Origin of the sequence: Picosynechococcus sp. PCC 7002, assembly GCF_963860125.1 — a bacterium.
Lineage (GTDB): Bacteria > Cyanobacteriota > Cyanobacteriia > Cyanobacteriales > MRBY01 > MRBY01.
Window position 1 is genome coordinate 1 of sequence record NZ_CAWLFA010000003.1, and the last position, 16,103, is coordinate 16,103.

Below are 16,103 nucleotides of genomic sequence, written 5' to 3' on the forward strand. Positions count from 1 at the left end.
ATGATTATTTCTGTTTTTAATTTCAAGGGTGGGGTAGGAAAGTCTACAACCGTCGCTAATCTAGGGGCGGCCCTAGCAACCCAAAAACGAAAAGTCCTAGTGATTGATCTTGATGCCCAAAGGACATTGAGTTTTTCCTTGGCAACTGAGGGTAAGCAGCCAACGGTGATCGATTGGCTTGATGGTTCTGACCAAACGCTTGAAACCAGTCGCCATAATCTTCAGGCGATCGCCGGCAGTTTTGAAATCCTCAACTACCCTATGACTGAGGGTTTAATGGCAAAATCCCTTAAAGGTTTAATGGGTTATGATGTAATTCTATTGGACTGTCCGCCTGCGATTAACGCTATTTCAGTGGAAGCGATTTTGAGCTGTGATCGCCTAATTATCCCCGTCGTTTCTGAGCCTGCGGTGATCAAAGGGTTAGCCGAAGCGGTGGAACTAGTTAGGGAGGAAGACCCTAATTTACCCATCGACGTTCTGCGGAGTCGTTACCGTTCGCGGTTAGTGATTACCAAGGAATATGACGCGATGCTTGCAGATGGGGCAAAAGAATTAGGGTTCAATCTACTCAAAACGACGATTCCCGAAAATGTGGCGATCGCCGAAGCGGTTTCCGCCCAAATCTCGGTACTGGATTACGCCAAAAATAGCATCGGGGCCAAAGCCTTCAAAAAGTTAGCAAAGGAGATTCTCAATGGGTAGACTCAAACAAACAAGTCTAGGGGACAAGTCTGGGTTAAGCCAGGGCAATACCCCCCCACCGGAACAGCCCCCCAAAAAAGCGAGTAAACGTAAGGAAGCTGAAATTTCAGTGCCGATCAATATCAGAATTCCTAGGGCATCTAAACAATGGCTCGCCGATAAAGCGCAACAGGTACGGGACAACAATACTGAGCCTGTCCCCCCAAAGGAACGGGTCTACCCTCAGCACTTGATCAATGTGGCGATCGCCTTACTTCAGGACACAGACATCGATTGGTCTACTGTCCGCAATATCCAAGACTTAGAGCAACAGTTAAACCTATAAAAGTATAAGAGGTTAAAGATTTTAACCTTAGTTGCCATAGCGATCGCCGTTTTGAATCTTCATAATGATTGGAGGCGTCAAAGGAGATCGGGTAATATTTCTGGGTTCCCTATTCCCCCGGCTATGTTTGAGCAGACCTTTAAAAATATTGATGATGTCCTTCGGAAGGAAGCGGGCTGTGCGACGGAGCTTGATTATGCGGAACAGATTTCCTGGATTCTCTTTCTCAAGTACCTCGATGATCTGGAGACTGATCGCGAAAGTAAGGCATCGTTAACGGGGGAAAAGTATGAACCGCTACTAGATGAGCCGTACCGCTGGAAGTCTTGGGCATATCCGAGGGATGAAAAGGGGGAATTAATCAAAACGGCGGCGGTGGGAGATGACCTGATCGCCTTTGTTAGTGGGGAGCTATTTCCTTATTTTCGGGGGTTTAAGGACTATGTGGAACCGGGTACGTTTGGGGCAAAGATTGGGGAGATTTTTTCGGGGGTTAGTAATAAGTTTCAGAGTGGCTACAATCTCCGGGAAGTTCTTGAAAGTATTGACGCTCTTAGGTTTCAGACTCAGCAGGAAAAGCATGAATTGTCTGACCTCTACGAAACTCGCATCAATAATATGGGCAATGCGGGGCGTAATGGTGGGGAATATTACACGCCACGTCCTTTGATTCGGGCGATGATTCGGGTGATTAAGCCGCAGCTTGGGGAAACGATTTACGATGGGGCGTGCGGTTCGGCGGGGTTCCTCTGTGAAGCCTATGAGTTTTTGCGTCCGTTGGTGAAGAGTGCGGCGGAGTTGGAACGGCTCCAAACGGCAACGCTCTATGGTCAGGAAAAGAAGGGGTTAGCCTACATCATCGGGGTGATGAATCTGATTTTGCATGGTGTGGAGGCTCCGAATATTATCCAAATGAATACGCTCACGGAAAATATTCAGGGGTTTCAGGAGAAGGATCGCCATGATGTGATTTTGGCTAACCCGCCGTTTGGGGGTAAGGAACGGGAGGAGATTAAACAAAACTTTACGATCGCCACGGGGGAGACGGCGTTTTTGTTTCTCCAGCATTTTATTAAGCGGCTGAAGGTCGGGGGACGGGCGGCGGTGGTGATTAAAAATACGTTTCTCTCGAATGCGGATAATGCGTCACGGGCGTTGCGACAGGAGTTAACGTCGTCTTGTAATCTCCATACGGTGTTGGATTGTCCGGCGAAAACGTTCCTAGGGGCGGGCGTAAAAACGGTTGTCCTGTTTTTTGAGAAGGGGACACCGACGGAAAAGATTTGGTTTTATCAGCTTGATCCGGGGCGTAGCTTAGGCAAAACAAACCCCCTTAATGATGATGACCTAAAGGAGTTTGTGGAGTTTCAATCAACCTTTAGGGAGTCGGAACGGTCTTGGTTTTTGGCTCTGAAGGATGTTGACCCGGCATCGTTTGATCTGTCGGTAAAGAATCCGAATGCGCCGGAGGATGACCCGTTACGGGAACCGGAGGAGATTTTGGCAGAAATTGCAGATCTTGATCAAGAAAGTGCGGAAATTTTAGCGGCTATTGGGGAGATGTTGGCATGAAGTGGGAAGTAAAAACGTTAGATGATTTATGTGATATTGCTCGTGGTGGCTCTCCTAGACCGATTAAAAGTTATTTAACCAATGAGCCAGATGGTATCAATTGGATAAAAATTGGCGATGCTTCTGCAAGTTCCAAGTACATCTATGAAACTCAAGAAAAAATCAAACCAGAAGGGATTAAAAAATCTAGATTTGTTGAACCGGGAGATTTTTTACTATCTAACTCAATGAGTTTCGGTCGTCCCTATATTATGAGGACTTCTGGATGTATTCATGATGGTTGGCTAGTTCTAAAAGATAAGAGTGGGCTTTTTGATCAAGATTACTTATATTATTTTCTCGGTTCTCAAGCAGCATATAAACAATTTGATAAATTAGCGGCAGGTTCTACAGTTAGAAATTTAAATACTACCCTTGTCAAAAAAGTTTTAGTTCCTGTTCCACCGATCGCCGAACAAAAACGGATAGTGGAGATATTGGATGAAAGCTTTTCTGGGATTGAAAGAGCAGAGGCGATCGCCCGCCAGAACCTCACCAATGCCCGCGAACTCTTCGACAGCTATTTAAACAAGATTTTTTTGGATTTTGTAGAGAGAAAAAATACCCAGACTCTTAACTGTATTACTGACTTAATTGTTGATTGTGAGCATAAAACTGCTCCTACACAAGAAACAGGTTTTCCGTCAATTCGTACACCAAATATCGGAAAAGGTCATTTGATTTTAGACAATGTTTATCGCGTATCGGAAGAAACTTATAAACAGTGGACAAGACGGGCAAAACCTCAGTCAGGAGATTTGATTTTAGCGAGAGAAGCACCAGCAGGAAATGTTGGTGTTATTCCGGAAGGTGAGAGAGTTTGCTTAGGTCAAAGAACTGTCTTGATCAGACCAAAGGAAAATATAAATCCTCAATATCTAGCATTTTTTTTACTACATCCTAAAATGCAAGAAAGATTATTATCTAAATCTTCAGGTGCTACCGTTCAACACGTAAACATGAAAGATATAAGAGCTTTAAAAATGGGAGATTTACCACCTATTGAAATACAAGATCGGCTTATAGAATCTCTCTTAGATGTTCAAGAAAAATCAAAAAAACTCGAAGAAGTTTATCAACGCAAAATAGAAGCCCTTGGGAAGTTAAAACAATCGATCTTACAAAAAGCCTTTAGCGGACAACTCACCCAGTAGATTTTTGACCATGATTACTCTGGAAACCCTAACCCATTGGCTCAACGAAGCAACCGAAAACGAGCACCTTGAATTTAAAGAGGCAAAAAAACAGTACGACACAATCAAGCTTTTAAAATATTGTGTTGCCCTTGCTAATGAAGGTGGTGGATATCTAATTTTTGGAGTAACAGATAAAAAACCGCGAAAAATTATCGGTTCAGCAGCCTACCCCACCCCAGAAGCCCAAAACAAAATCAAAAAACAAATCCTCGAAAAACTCCACATTCGAGTCGAACTAACCGAGCTAAACCCTCCAGAAGGAAGAGTGCTGATCTTTGAGATTCCCAGTAGACCCACCGGACAGGCGATCAACCTAGACGGAGCCTATTGGATGAGGTCAGGGGAAGACCTTGTACCCATGACCCCAGATCGCCTTAAAGCCATTTTTGCCGAAGATCAGCAGGACTGGTTTATCCAATCTGCCAGAGAAAAACAGACCCTAGACCAAATCATCAACTTGCTCGATACCCCTACCTACTTTGAACTAAAAAATTTACCCTACCCCACCGATTGGGATGCTATTTTAGATCGCCTTGCCAACGATCAGTTAATTGTAAAACAAGGAAAATACTGGAATATCACTAATCTGGGAGCCATTCTTTTCGCCAGAAACCTCGAACAATTTCCCCTATATCTTTCCAGAAAAGCCCCCCGGTTTATCATCTATGAAGGGACAGGAAAACTCTTCACGAAAAATGATATTACTGGGAAAAAAGGCTACGCCGCAGGTTTTGAAAGCCTGATTGATTTTGTCCATAATTCCGCCCCTCAAAACCAATTTATCGAAGAAGTGATTAGGGAAGAAGCCAAAATGTTTCCCAAACAAGCCCTACGGGAACTGATTGCAAATGCCCTTATTCACCAAGACTTTCAGGCAACAGGCGCATCCGTCATGATCGAAATGTATAGCGATCGGGTAGAAATATCTAATCCCGGACTTCCTCCGATCAGAGTCGAAAGATTTATTGATGAATATCGTTCTCGGAATGAACAACTAGCCGACCTGATGAGACGTTTGGGCATCTGTGAAGAAAAAGGCAGTGGCATTGATAAAGTTATCGTCGCCTCAGAAGTGTATCAACTCCCTGCCCCAGATTTCCGAGTAGGCGAAACCCGCACCACTGCAATACTTTTTGCACACCAAGACTTTACCAACATGACCCAAACAGATCGAATTAGAGCCTGCTATCAACACTGTTGTTTGCAGTATGTCAGCAATAATAAGATGTCGAATACCACCTTAAAAGAGCGATTTAAGCTAGGCAGGACAAAGACAGCGACGGTTTCTCATGTCATCCGGGCAACAAAAGATGCTGGATTGATTAAACAGGACACCTCAGAATCAGACTCGACCCGTTATGCTCGTTATCTTCCTTTCTGGGCATAGGGAAAAGTGTTTTAACGCAAAATCATTTCTGAGACTTCAGATCGCTAGAACTCTTATAAAACAAGCAAAAAAGTGTTTTAACGCAAATTTCTATAACCCCTTAGACCATGAACGAAGCCGAAACCAGAGCCGAACTGATCGACCCCGCCCTAAAAGCCGCAGGCTGGGGAGAAATTCCAGAAAGTCGCATCAGACGAGAAGTCATCGCCCCCGGTCGGTTAGTCGGTTCCGGTAAACGCAGCCGCCCCAAATCCTGCGATTACGTCTTGGTCTATAGAAATCAAAAATTAGCCGCCCTAGAAGCCAAAAAAGTCTCCCTCCATCCCACCGAAGGACTCGGACAAGCCAAAGATTACGCAGAACGACTAAAAACCCCCTTTGCCCTCTGCACCAACGGCGAAAAAATCTACCAAGTCGATCTGAGAACTGGGGAAGAAAAATATATCGACCGTTATCCCACCCCCGCCGAACTCTGGGAACTCACCTACCCCACCCAGAACCATTGGCGTAATCGATTTGCCGCAATCCCCTTTGAAGACAAACAGGGTACATGGGAAGCCCGCTACTACCAACACAATGCAATCGAAGCCGTCCTCGAAGCCATTAGCCAAGGCAAAAACCGGATGTTGCTGACCCTCGCCACTGGAACCGGGAAAACCTTCATTGCCTTCCAGCTTGCCTGGAAACTTTTTCAGGCGAAATGGAACATCAGCGGCGAACCGACCCACCGCCCCCGCATTCTCTTCCTCGCAGACCGGAATATATTAGCGAACCAAGCCTTTAACGCCTTCGGAGCCTTTGATGATGATGCTTTGGTGCGTATAGATCCCAAGGAAATCAAGAAAAAAGGCAAAGTCCCAAAAAATGGCAGCCTGTTTTTTAGCATCTTCCAAACCTTCATGACAACAAAAGGCGATAAAGATTTTGCTCATTTCTATGATTATGCCCCCGACTTTTTCGACTTCATCATCATCGACGAATGCCACCGGGGCGGCGCTAACGACGAAAGCACCTGGCGGAAAATCCTCGAATACTTCTCCCCCGCCGTCCAACTCGGACTAACCGCGACCCCCAAACGGGATGTAAATGGCGATACCTACAAATATTTTGGCGAACCCCTCTACACCTATTCCCTCAAGGAAGGCATTAACGATGGCTACCTAACCCCCTTCAAAGTGGTGCAATTTACCACCACCCTCGATGAATATCTCTATGACCCCGACGATGATGTGATCGAAGGGGACATCGATGAAGCGCGAACCTATGAAGAGAAAGACTTTAACCGCATTATCGAGATGGAAGAGCGGGAAAAACAGCGGGTGCAGCTCTTCATGGAAGCCATAAACCAGAACGAAAAAACCTTGGTTTTTTGTGCCACCCAAGACCATGCCCTAGCCGTGCGGGATCTCATTAACCAGATGAAAATCAGCACCGACCCAAATTATTGCGTTAGGGTCACAGCGAACGATGGCAGCATTGGCGAAACCAACCTCAAAACCTTTCAGGACAACGAAAAAGCGATTCCCACTATTCTCACCACCTCCAGAAAACTGTCTACTGGTGTCGATGCCCGTAACGTCCGCAACATCGTTCTGCTGCGCCCGATCAACTCCATGATCGAGTTTAAGCAGATTATCGGGCGGGGGACTCGACTTTTCGATAATAAGGACTATTTCACCATCTATGATTTCGTCAGAGCCTACGAGCATTTCAACGATGATGAATGGGACGGCGAACCCACTGAACCCGTCGCCATTGACCCAGAACCGCGCAAAGAACGGGAAAAAATTGATCTCGATCTGGAGGATGAACCAGAGGAAAACCGCAAACCGCAAAAAATCAAAGTGAAGTTAGCCGATGGGAAAGAGCGGGAACTCGCCCATACTCAAACCACAACTTTTTGGGATGCTGATGGTAAACCCATTTCCGCCCAAGAATTTATCGAAAAGCTATTTGGCGACCTGCCCGACCTCTTCAAGGATGAAGCCGAACTACGCACCATCTGGGGGAAACCCGATACCCGTAAATCGTTCCTGACCGGACTCGCGGAAAAAGGCTACGGTGACACCCAACTGAAGGCGATCGCACGCATTGCCGAAGCGGAAAAAAGTGATGTCTATGATGTCCTGACTTGGGTTGCCTACAACACCAAACCCATTAGCAGAGAAGAGCGAGTAATTAAGCATCGAGATCTGATTTTCTCGAAGTACACCGGAAAGCAGCAAGAATTTTTAGATTTTGTCCTAGACCAATACATTCGAGAAGGAGTGGAGGAACTTGATCGGGGGAAACTGCCTACCCTCATCGAAATCAAATACCAAACCGTTAATGAAGGTTTAGTGATCTTGGGTCAGGATATCGGTCAAGTATTCGCAGATTTTCAGGCGGATTTATATACCGAAGATGTGGCATAAAAAAGGACGGCGATCGCCGGGGGCGTTGCCTGCCTTGAACGAGAAAGAGTTATGACAAATTAAAATTCTGACTCTTAGATTATTTCCAGAGAGGCTGATTTTCCCAATCTTTGGGAAAGCCTAAGTTTTTAGATTCTATTTCTGGATACATCTCAAAAGTTCTTTTTAAATGCTGTGCAAAATTATGCTCTGGTTTAATTCTGTCTAAGAGATACTGAATACAACATAAGCCAGTGAAAATTTTACGGCTGTTTCTTTGATTAATATCCTCCAATACTTCTCTAGAGAGCCATTTTCCTTTTAACCTATCAGGCAATTTAGGTGATTCTCCTAGCTGTATATTCCAGAGCCTTGAATGATGAGCGCAAATATTTCTAATATGCGACAAAGACCGTAACCAAGATATAAAAAACTTGTTAGGTAATTGGAAATGAGTATGTATTTTTTGTCGTGTCTTAGATGGTAATAAATTTGTGTACATTCTAGATAACTGCCCAAAGGCGATTATCTCCAAAGCCATATATGACGGCGGTAGTAGAGGATTTGTGTACTTGTTTCGATAATGCCCGATAAATTCTTCTACTTTTTTAGATTGGCAATATTGAGTAATCGAATCGATTAATTCTTGATGCTTCCCAGTGTCATAAAATAAACTTTTATTCAGATACCAATGAGGATCATAATCATGGGAGTAGTGATAAATCATTTGAGTTCTGACTGCTACTTCTATCGACTCCGTAGCATTAAAAATAAGCATTCTCAAGGATTTATCAAACTTGTATAGATTTAAAACCGCTTCAAAGGTTGCATCTGGTACATATTGATGATCGGATGAGTCTATTTCCTGAAAAAAGTGTAGATATGCACTGAGGCGATAGTAACTAATACGCTGTAATGTCTGTTCTGCAAAATCTAAATCTTTAATGCTTAAACCGCGAGACTGGAGTAAATTAATCTGCTCTTGAAACGTTAAAGGCGGTTTATTGTACTGCATTAAAATGGATAAAAACTGGAAAATCTGCCAATTGGCACTTCCGTGAGAGGTGTGGCAGATATGTTACCTCTATTCTAGCGGGTCTTGATCTTGTAGACAATTTTCCCTCAGAAGGGTGACAGTCACATCAAAATTCAGATTTTCACATTTGCAAAAGCCAGTCAGATTTTGAGGTTCTGATGTATAAAAAGTAACCCGCCTATTTGAGGTGCTTAGAGCATAGCCTTGGCAGGTTTTGTTAATTTGAGCGTAGCGTCTGAGGTTTCGGCAGTCAATCACCCTGTTAGCGGCGCAATCGTTTCAATAGTTTGGGGAGTAGAACCGTTCCGGCGATCGCGTTGTTTTTCCAGATAAGCCAGTCCTTTTTCAATAATCCGGTTGAGATGACCCTCCTCACGTTGCAGCCGGAGCTGTTGTTTATCCCTTTCAATAATTCTTGAGGTTTCTGAGATCATGGCTGATCGCTGCTGTCTCAATGGCTTAATTTGTTTGGCGATCGCCGGGGTTGGTTCCGGTGGTTTAGGATTTATTGACTCCAAAAGTAAATCAAGATCGCTAGGCGGTGCGGGCGGTTCGAGACTGGCAATTTGACCATCTAATTTCTGGATTTGAATAATGGCACTTTCCGCTCGCCACAAGCGATGCAGTCTCACCCGTGCCATGGTGATTTGCTCGATTTGGATTTCTTCGGTCATCGTCTGTGGTTCAAATTCCGCAATCAGACCTGCTTTTGTTGCTTCATAAAGCGCGAAATCATCATTATCTGTTGTGGGAGGTTTAGAGCTATAAATGCCATGCTTAGTCGCATTTTTGGCACTGATTGATTTTCCGGGGGCGGTGCTTGCCATGAAAAAATCCGAAACGAACTGTTTTTTTATTGTATCCATCACTTAAAGTAATCGGTACAGAGGCGATCGCCCCATCGTTGGATCGTGCTTTTTAGTGTCTTTTGGTGCCTTGGTAAAAATAAAAAAATACTTTGTTGTCCTTTTTGGTACATCGTTTTTTTTGTGACCACTGCTGACCTAAGCCACATCCTGACCCCGGTATTTTTGCCACTGATACCAAGCCCACCCCGGCTTATACCCAAGGGCGATCGCCGCTACTTTCCAGACTTCTAATGGTGGTGACAGCTCACCCAATCGGTAGCCGACCCATCCTTTCTGGTAGTCCATGGTTTCCCTTTCGGCCAATATTTCATCAAGTCGAGCTTTCCAGAAGCCATCGACATCAGGGGCGATCGCCACAGTGCCGGGGATAATCTCACGGGTCGTCACATTCGTCTGAATGACCTCTACTAGTTCCCACTCCACAATTTCCCCATCGGGTTTCTTGACGAGTCGTTTCGCCCGCTTAGGCTTGGCGACTCCCTCTAAAGTCCATTGGCGATCGTCGCAAGGTAGGCCGTGCATCTCCCAATTTCCGGCATGGTCAATGATGATGGCTTCTGACTTTCCCGGTGCGACCCGCAAAACCCGCCCCGTCATCTGTTGGAATAAGCCAAGGGATTTGGTCGGACGTGCCATTTGCAAAGCTTCGACTGCTGGTAAATCCGTTCCCTCGGTGAACAGTCCCACATTACAAACGACCTTAATTTCCCCGGCTTGGAACGCCTCTAAAGCGGCTTTGCGGATATGTTGGGGCGTTTCCCCGTCTAGGTGAATTGCGGGCACTCCATGGGCTTGATACATAGCGGCGGTGGCTTTGGAGTAGTCTCGATCAATAGCGAAAACCAGACATCTCATCCCGTCGCAATGTTGAAAATAGCTGCTCACTAAATCAGCGGCCAATTGGTCACGGGGATTTAATGCGGCCAATGACTTTGAAGTGTAATCACCCCGGCGTACCTTGGCACCTTTAACGACCATTGATTTTTCGGCGGCAAGGTAGCGATACCGGGAAAGGTGGCCCACTTCAATGAGCTGCTTAATCGTTGGGCCTGTGACCATGTGGCTGAATAAATCATCCAAGCCCGCTCCATCACCCCGGCAGGGCGTAGCGGTGAATCCTAGGACATAAGCTTTCTCGAAGTGGTCAAGGATTTTTCTGTAGGTGTTAGCGGTGGTGTGGTGGCATTCATCCACAATGATGGCCCCAAATCTATCAGGGGAATATTTATGCAGTCGCCTCACTAGACTTTGAACTGATGCTGATTGGATGAGGCGATCGCCGTTGTCGGGATAGCCAGCTTTAATGATTCCCACTGGTTGCCCTGAGACAGCCGCTAATTTGTCGGCCCCTTGGTTCACCAGTTCATCCCGATGGCTGAGCAGCAGAACGGGTGAACCACGCTTAATGAACTCATTGGCGATCGCCGAAAGGATGATAGTTTTGCCGCCCCCCGTTGGGAGTTGGCCCACTACGCTGTCATGTTGGGCAAGACTTCCGAGGATCTCACTGACCATTTGAGCTTGATAGGGGCGTAGTTGAAATTTACTCATGACTTAACCTCCTAACATCGCCTTAAACCGCTGGAAAGTAGCCTTACGCTTCATCCTTTTAGCTTCCTTAAATTCATCCGTTGTGAGCTTTGGTGGTAAGGGACGATCGCCTTCTGGCACTGAGGGGAAAGATTTAAGCCAATCGAGAATGCTGTAAATGGTTTCAGCGTCGCACCGATTAAGTTCTCCGATCGCCTGTTCAATGCCTAGGTAGTCCGTGCAATAAGCGACCCGCACCATCTCGGAGAACGCAGACTGAATCAAACGAGGGATATCCAAGTAGCTGAGATTATCTGGTATCCAGCAGTCATGGGCGATCGCCTGTTCCCGGAACCCAAGGAAAGTTATCGGCTTCGGAGGTGGTGGCGGTTGTACGTCGCAGTCAAACGGATTCCAATCAGCACCCAACGCAGACGTAGCGCAAAAAACGCTATGTATATATTTGCTATCAATGGGGTGTGTACTTTTTTTAGAGCCATTGTTATCTGGTGTTTCTGGCTCTTCTGGATTGATCAATTTTTCAGCCAGATCCTTGAGCGATTCCCAGCATTTTTGGATAGTGGTTTTACTGCCTTTCACCTGCTTTAACAGGGCATCGATCACCGCTGTTTTGTTAGGGAAGCTGAACCCATTTTTCACCATGCCAGTGAGACCACGACGGAAGCGATCAACGGCTTTCTGGTGTCTAGCCTCATTGGTTGGGTTGATCGGTGTTACTGGCTCTGCTACTTCTGTTCCATTGGCTTTCTTGGATTGGCGATCGCCACAGTAGTAATAAGGCTTTTTATAGGTGGTTCTGGCCCATGCCCTGCAAACTTGATCGATGTCATTAGCGACCCGTTCGGAATGATCAGAGTATTCGTAAAAGCCAGGGAGAGAGGTGGCGATCGCCTCTACCTTTTGGGCTAGGTCGTCAGCGGTGGCTGTAAAAACAAAAATACGAGTCAATCGGCACAAGTGCTTAATGATCGCTTGGGTTTCGTCTGGGCCTTGCCATCCCCTTTTCTTTAATGCGTTGTAGTGGGCTTTCATGGTGGCTAGGCTAGGGGTTTCGTCCTGATAGTCGTTTTCCCTACAGTCACGCCCTAGGATGTCGAGAATGTCGCCTTCAATGGCCTCGCCGTTGGCTCTAATGGGTTCTGCTTTGAGTGGAGACGTATCGCCATTGAAATCTTCGCACTCCATGGCGGCAATCTCCCACAACAATTCAGCGTCTCGGTAATGGGCGATCGCTTTATCCAGCGCCTCTATATCCTGCTGAGACTCGCACCACTCCCATTGATGCCGAAAATCTTTTAATGATTCGCCAATGGGATCTAAGTCTTCATTGAGAATAAAAAATCCTGTTCCGGGTTGGCACGGCAACCGGAAAGCATTGTAATCAGGCAGCCCATGGTATTGGCCCTTGGGGTATGCCGTCCCTGGCTTAGTCCAAGTTTTTTGATTGGGGAAAATTTCTAATTGCCCTGGCTTAAGCTCAAAGCCTGCATCTTCTAGAGCGCCTTTAATGGTTCGGGCGATTGCAAATGAACCGCGCTTCTTAGGCAATGGGCCATAGATGTGGATGCCACCACTATGGCTGCTCTGACAAATGATTGTCCCCGCGATGCCAATAGCCTCCAAGGATTCCTTGATAGCGGCGATCGCCTCTGGGGTGCGGTACTGGGAACCAGCATCAACATCAAGGGCAAAAAACCACGTTTCTTTGGTAAACCGTTGGGCGATGATTTTTTTCGGCGATCGCCAATAACTGATCGCCTGCTCTTCGCTGATTGTTCTGCCAAGGGTTCGGTAGCCTTTTTTGCTCCTAATCGCAGGGGCGGAACGATGGGGGAAAGTTGCCACTAGCCATTCGATATTGGAAAGATAACTTAGGGTAAAATTGGGGGTATCGACAGAAACCCTAGGCTGTAATACAATTTTTGCCATAATAGAAACAAGTCGGCCCCCATTTTTGTGGGAGTCGGTTGTGAATGGAACTTTGTGAAACCCCCCGTATCCGCCAAGATTTGGGGGTTTCGCTGTTTTTAGGCAGCGGTTGGGCCATCATTCTTAAGAGCCTCCGCATAAAGTTTTCGGGATAGCTGAGAGACATTCGTCCCATGCTCACGGGCATAGGCGGCGATCGCCTTGTGCTGGCTTGGCTCGATTTTGATCGAGACGACTTTATATCTTGCCATAGTGTAAACCTTAAGACCTTCCCTTATAGTAATACCCACTATTTAAAAAGGCAACATTTTTTTGGTTCCTTTTTAACATCTTTTAGCCCTCAAAAAGGAGAGTGATTCTAGCTTACCCTCCATTAAAAAAATATTAGCTACTAATAATTAACGGTTTATGGTGGATCACTTAATCCCATGACCTATCTATATTCTGGCTTATCTTTGTCGCCGCGCTATATACTCTTTACCCATATTTTTACCCAGCTTTTTACCCATGTTTTTGTGTATGTTTTAGCGTGTAATAAAAATGAAGCCTGGTCAATCAAAAGTCTGTGGCAATATTACCAGGACAAAAACTTAATGGTCGGCTCATTGCTTTGTCCCACCTCAGTAATAAGCTGCTGAAAATCAGGGGATAGCTATTTTAAGCCGTTGTCTCCCAATACCTTGGGGTGATCGCCCTTAGCTGATGCTCTGATGCCGTTAAATTCCTGTCTACAGTCGCCAAAAGCAAGTCATAGTAAAGGGCTGTGGCGGCAATGAAGCGATCCGCCGGGTCTTGATGGGGGAGCTGGATCACTCGACTGAGGATCGCAATATCGTTATTAAGGGGAGCTTCCCTCACCTCCAAAACCTTGAGGGCATCGCTAATCCACTGCTGAGGCAGCTTGCCAAGATTGATTCTCCCTTTTTCAGCCAGCATTAGCGTTTCCCAAATACTAATGGGACTTAGCCAGATTTGAACTTTTGGATCTTCAATCTTGCCTTGAAGCTCAATGGAAAGGCGATCGCTTCCTTGTAGATACCAGAGCCAAATATGGGTGTCTAGCAATAGCCTCATTGCAAGACTTCCCAAGCCGACTCAGGGACAGCCGGGGCAACAATATCATCAAGAATTTGAATCGTTTCTTTCATGCAGCCAAAAGCCGCCCGTTTTTTCTGTGGCGTAGGTGAAAGGATTGCGAGTGGGGTTCCCTCATCGGTGATGATGATCGACTCATTGCTTTGTCCCATCTCAGTAATAAGCCGCTGAAAATCAGGGGATAGCTGCTTTAAGGTAATTTCCATAGCCAAGGACTTGAGGTGATATTTCTAAAATAGCCCGTACCGCTGATATCTGGACAGACTCACCGGGCAGGCGATCGCCCAAAGACTGTATCGAGACATTTCAGAGAACATCGCGCGCGCGTGAGGGAGGAATTTATAAGAAACGACCCTCCTTTATAAATGGCATCACTCAGGCGTGAATCGGATTTGCAAAAAAAGCTTGTAGTTGACCATAGGCGATCGCGGGCAATTGAGACTGTAATTTTTGCCAATGGCTAGGGCTTAGGGTACTGACCCCTAAAAACTCTACTGCGATCACATTGTCATTTTCGTCATAATCGAGAATCACCCCATCGCTAATTTCTTCGGACTCAATATAATTTCCATCCTGAATCCTGAGATAGGCTGCATCCGTTTCAGGGTCATACTTAATGCTGTTCATCCCTTAAAGCTCCTATCGAAAAAGACTGTGACGATCACAGGGGGTTGCTTATCTGGATTGTAAACCACCCTCAAGGCGCGATCGCCATATTCCGGGATCCGTTTCCATGCCCTGACAGCGTTGGTTCGATTATCCCGGTCGCTATAGTCTGGGTTATCTATGGTTCTCTGAATCCATTCTGGCTTGATTTTTTGGCGATCTTTTCTCTGTAAAACTTCCTGGGTATGAATCGACAAAACATATCCATCAAGGGGATCAATCATTGGGGAGACTCCTCGTAACCTTCTGTTTTTATCATTCCTAGAGAGCCAGAAGCGAAAGAATCACACATCCCCTAACCCGATCATCTAAATCTTGGCAGTAGGCGATCGCCCTTGGGACATCATCAATAATTTCTTCTAAGTCCTGCATGACTTTTATGACCTTAATCATATTGCCCACCGATGCTTTCTCCCATTGGGCCAAAAGGAAACGCCGGGATAAAGCATGGTTCACTGCATCCCGTCCAAACAAACTATTTAGTTCTGCTCTCCCTCGATTCATGCCGTCAGTCTCTCTTCTCTTTTGATGATGTTGCTCACTGTCATGGGGTACCACCGCCCGCCCCGCTGGGTTTTAATGCCCTCAGAATTCAGATGATTGGCGATCGCCTGTAGGGTTTTGCCTTCACTCCGTAACCGCTGGATAGCCTCGACTGTCTTATGCTCTTTGGTTTTGGTGAGTTTTTTCCCAGTGACTTTGTAGCCAAAACCTACGCCCCCGATATGCTCGCCTTGGGACTTCTTATGCTGTAAGGCTGCACTGGTACGCTCTCCGATGGTTTCTCTCTCCCATTGGGCCACACTCATCAAGACATTGAGAACTAAGCGGCCTGAAGCGGTACGGGTGTCCACTTGTTCACTGACTGACATTAGGGAGAATTTATCAGCAAAGTAGTTTTCCAGAAGCCAATCCAAATCCTTAACGGAACGGGTGAGTCTGTCGAGCTTAACAATCACCATGGCCTCCACTTCTCCACTGTCGAGCATCCCAAGGGCTTTCTGTAGACCGGGGCGTTCTAGGCTTTTTGCAGACTGGCCCGCGTCAATGACGATGTCTACCAGTTCAATGTCATAGAGGCCCGCGTATGCCTCTAGCTTGGCTTTTTGGGCATCTAGGGAAACGCCCTGCGTGGCTTGTTCTTCTGTTGAGACTCTGATGTATCCGATGGCTTTCATGGCTTTATTTAAGTGACTGGCTTTATCCCTAAAAGAAATAATATCATAAACATATAAAGGTTTAATACCTTAATTTGATTAATTGATACTCAGGCTTCTGAAATACTTGTATCCTGGCGATATAACCAAAAACCCATAAAGGTTTAATACCTTAATTCTTTG

At 45.9% G+C, this 16,103-nt stretch carries 17 protein-coding genes; 6 read left to right on the plus strand and 11 right to left on the minus strand.

Features of this window, described 5'->3' with window-relative positions; genetic code table 11:
- The 6 genes from AACQ84_RS14455 to hsdR form a co-directional block, all read left to right on the plus strand.
- A partial coding sequence (locus tag AACQ84_RS14455; protein ID WP_012308461.1) for a ParA family protein occupies positions 1-705 on the plus strand: 705 nt, incomplete at its 5' end.
- Entirely contained in the window at positions 698-1,030 is a 333-nt protein-coding gene (locus AACQ84_RS14460) for a hypothetical protein (protein WP_012308462.1), read from the plus strand. The genes AACQ84_RS14455 and AACQ84_RS14460, both read left to right, overlap by 8 nt.
- 123 nt (positions 1,031-1,153) lie before the next feature.
- Positions 1,154-2,602 carry a class I SAM-dependent DNA methyltransferase gene (locus AACQ84_RS14465; protein WP_012308463.1) on the plus strand — a complete coding sequence of 483 codons (1,449 nt, stop codon included), beginning with the start codon at positions 1,154-1,156 and terminating at the stop codon, positions 2,600-2,602.
- Positions 2,599-3,795 carry a restriction endonuclease subunit S gene (locus AACQ84_RS14470; protein ID WP_012308464.1) on the plus strand — a complete coding sequence of 399 codons (1,197 nt, stop codon included), beginning with the start codon at positions 2,599-2,601 and terminating at the stop codon, positions 3,793-3,795. Before AACQ84_RS14465 ends, AACQ84_RS14470 begins: the two co-directional genes overlap by 4 nt.
- A 10-nt stretch (positions 3,796-3,805) precedes the next feature.
- Positions 3,806-5,224 carry an ATP-binding protein gene (locus AACQ84_RS14475; protein WP_041444060.1) on the plus strand — a complete coding sequence of 473 codons (1,419 nt, stop codon included), beginning with the start codon at positions 3,806-3,808 and terminating at the stop codon, positions 5,222-5,224.
- Between the two features lie 107 nt (positions 5,225-5,331).
- The gene (hsdR, locus tag AACQ84_RS14480; RefSeq protein ID WP_012308466.1) at positions 5,332-7,638 is read left to right on the plus strand and encodes an EcoAI/FtnUII family type I restriction enzme subunit R; all 2,307 of its coding nucleotides are present in this window, start codon (positions 5,332-5,334) and stop codon (positions 7,636-7,638) included.
- A 79-nt stretch (positions 7,639-7,717) separates the two neighbouring features.
- On the opposite strand, the gene AACQ84_RS14485 is transcribed toward hsdR, so the two are convergent.
- The 11 genes from AACQ84_RS14485 to AACQ84_RS14535 all read right to left on the minus strand — a co-directional run bounded on the left by AACQ84_RS14485 (position 7,718) and on the right by AACQ84_RS14535 (position 15,941).
- Entirely contained in the window at positions 7,718-8,632 is a 915-nt protein-coding gene (locus tag AACQ84_RS14485) for an Abi family protein (protein WP_012308467.1), read from the minus strand.
- Between the two features lie 275 nt (positions 8,633-8,907).
- Positions 8,908-9,480, minus strand: coding sequence for a hypothetical protein (locus AACQ84_RS14490; protein WP_012308468.1), 573 nt, complete (start codon positions 9,478-9,480; stop codon positions 8,908-8,910).
- A 177-nt stretch (positions 9,481-9,657) separates the two neighbouring features.
- Positions 9,658-11,073 carry a DEAD/DEAH box helicase gene (locus AACQ84_RS14495; protein ID WP_012308469.1) on the minus strand — a complete coding sequence of 472 codons (1,416 nt, stop codon included), beginning with the start codon at positions 11,071-11,073 and terminating at the stop codon, positions 9,658-9,660.
- A gap of 3 nt (positions 11,074-11,076) precedes the next feature.
- Entirely contained in the window at positions 11,077-13,002 is a 1,926-nt protein-coding gene (locus AACQ84_RS14500; RefSeq protein ID WP_012308470.1) for a hypothetical protein, read from the minus strand.
- Positions 13,003-13,100: 98 nt separating this feature from the next.
- Complete coding sequence (locus AACQ84_RS14505) at positions 13,101-13,253, minus strand: hypothetical protein (protein WP_156785482.1); 153 nt, start codon at positions 13,251-13,253, stop codon at positions 13,101-13,103.
- A 406-nt stretch (positions 13,254-13,659) separates the two neighbouring features.
- Complete coding sequence (locus AACQ84_RS14510; protein ID WP_012308472.1) at positions 13,660-14,076, minus strand: type II toxin-antitoxin system VapC family toxin; 417 nt, start codon at positions 14,074-14,076, stop codon at positions 13,660-13,662.
- Positions 14,073-14,303: a type II toxin-antitoxin system Phd/YefM family antitoxin gene (locus AACQ84_RS14515; protein ID WP_041444062.1), complete on the minus strand. Its 231-nt coding sequence runs from the start codon at positions 14,301-14,303 to the stop codon at positions 14,073-14,075. Before AACQ84_RS14515 ends, AACQ84_RS14510 begins: the two co-directional genes overlap by 4 nt.
- A 169-nt stretch (positions 14,304-14,472) precedes the next feature.
- Positions 14,473-14,724 carry a DUF2283 domain-containing protein gene (locus AACQ84_RS14520; RefSeq protein ID WP_012308474.1) on the minus strand — a complete coding sequence of 84 codons (252 nt, stop codon included), beginning with the start codon at positions 14,722-14,724 and terminating at the stop codon, positions 14,473-14,475.
- Positions 14,721-14,987: a DUF4258 domain-containing protein gene (locus AACQ84_RS14525; protein WP_012308475.1), complete on the minus strand. Its 267-nt coding sequence runs from the start codon at positions 14,985-14,987 to the stop codon at positions 14,721-14,723. Before AACQ84_RS14525 ends, AACQ84_RS14520 begins: the two co-directional genes overlap by 4 nt.
- Positions 14,988-15,024: 37 nt before the next feature.
- Entirely contained in the window at positions 15,025-15,267 is a 243-nt protein-coding gene (locus AACQ84_RS14530; RefSeq protein ID WP_012308476.1) for a hypothetical protein, read from the minus strand.
- Positions 15,264-15,941, minus strand: coding sequence for a recombinase family protein (locus tag AACQ84_RS14535; RefSeq protein WP_012308477.1), 678 nt, complete (start codon positions 15,939-15,941; stop codon positions 15,264-15,266). The genes AACQ84_RS14530 and AACQ84_RS14535 overlap by 4 nt, the downstream gene beginning before the upstream one ends.
- Positions 15,942-16,103: the final 162 nt, after the last annotated feature.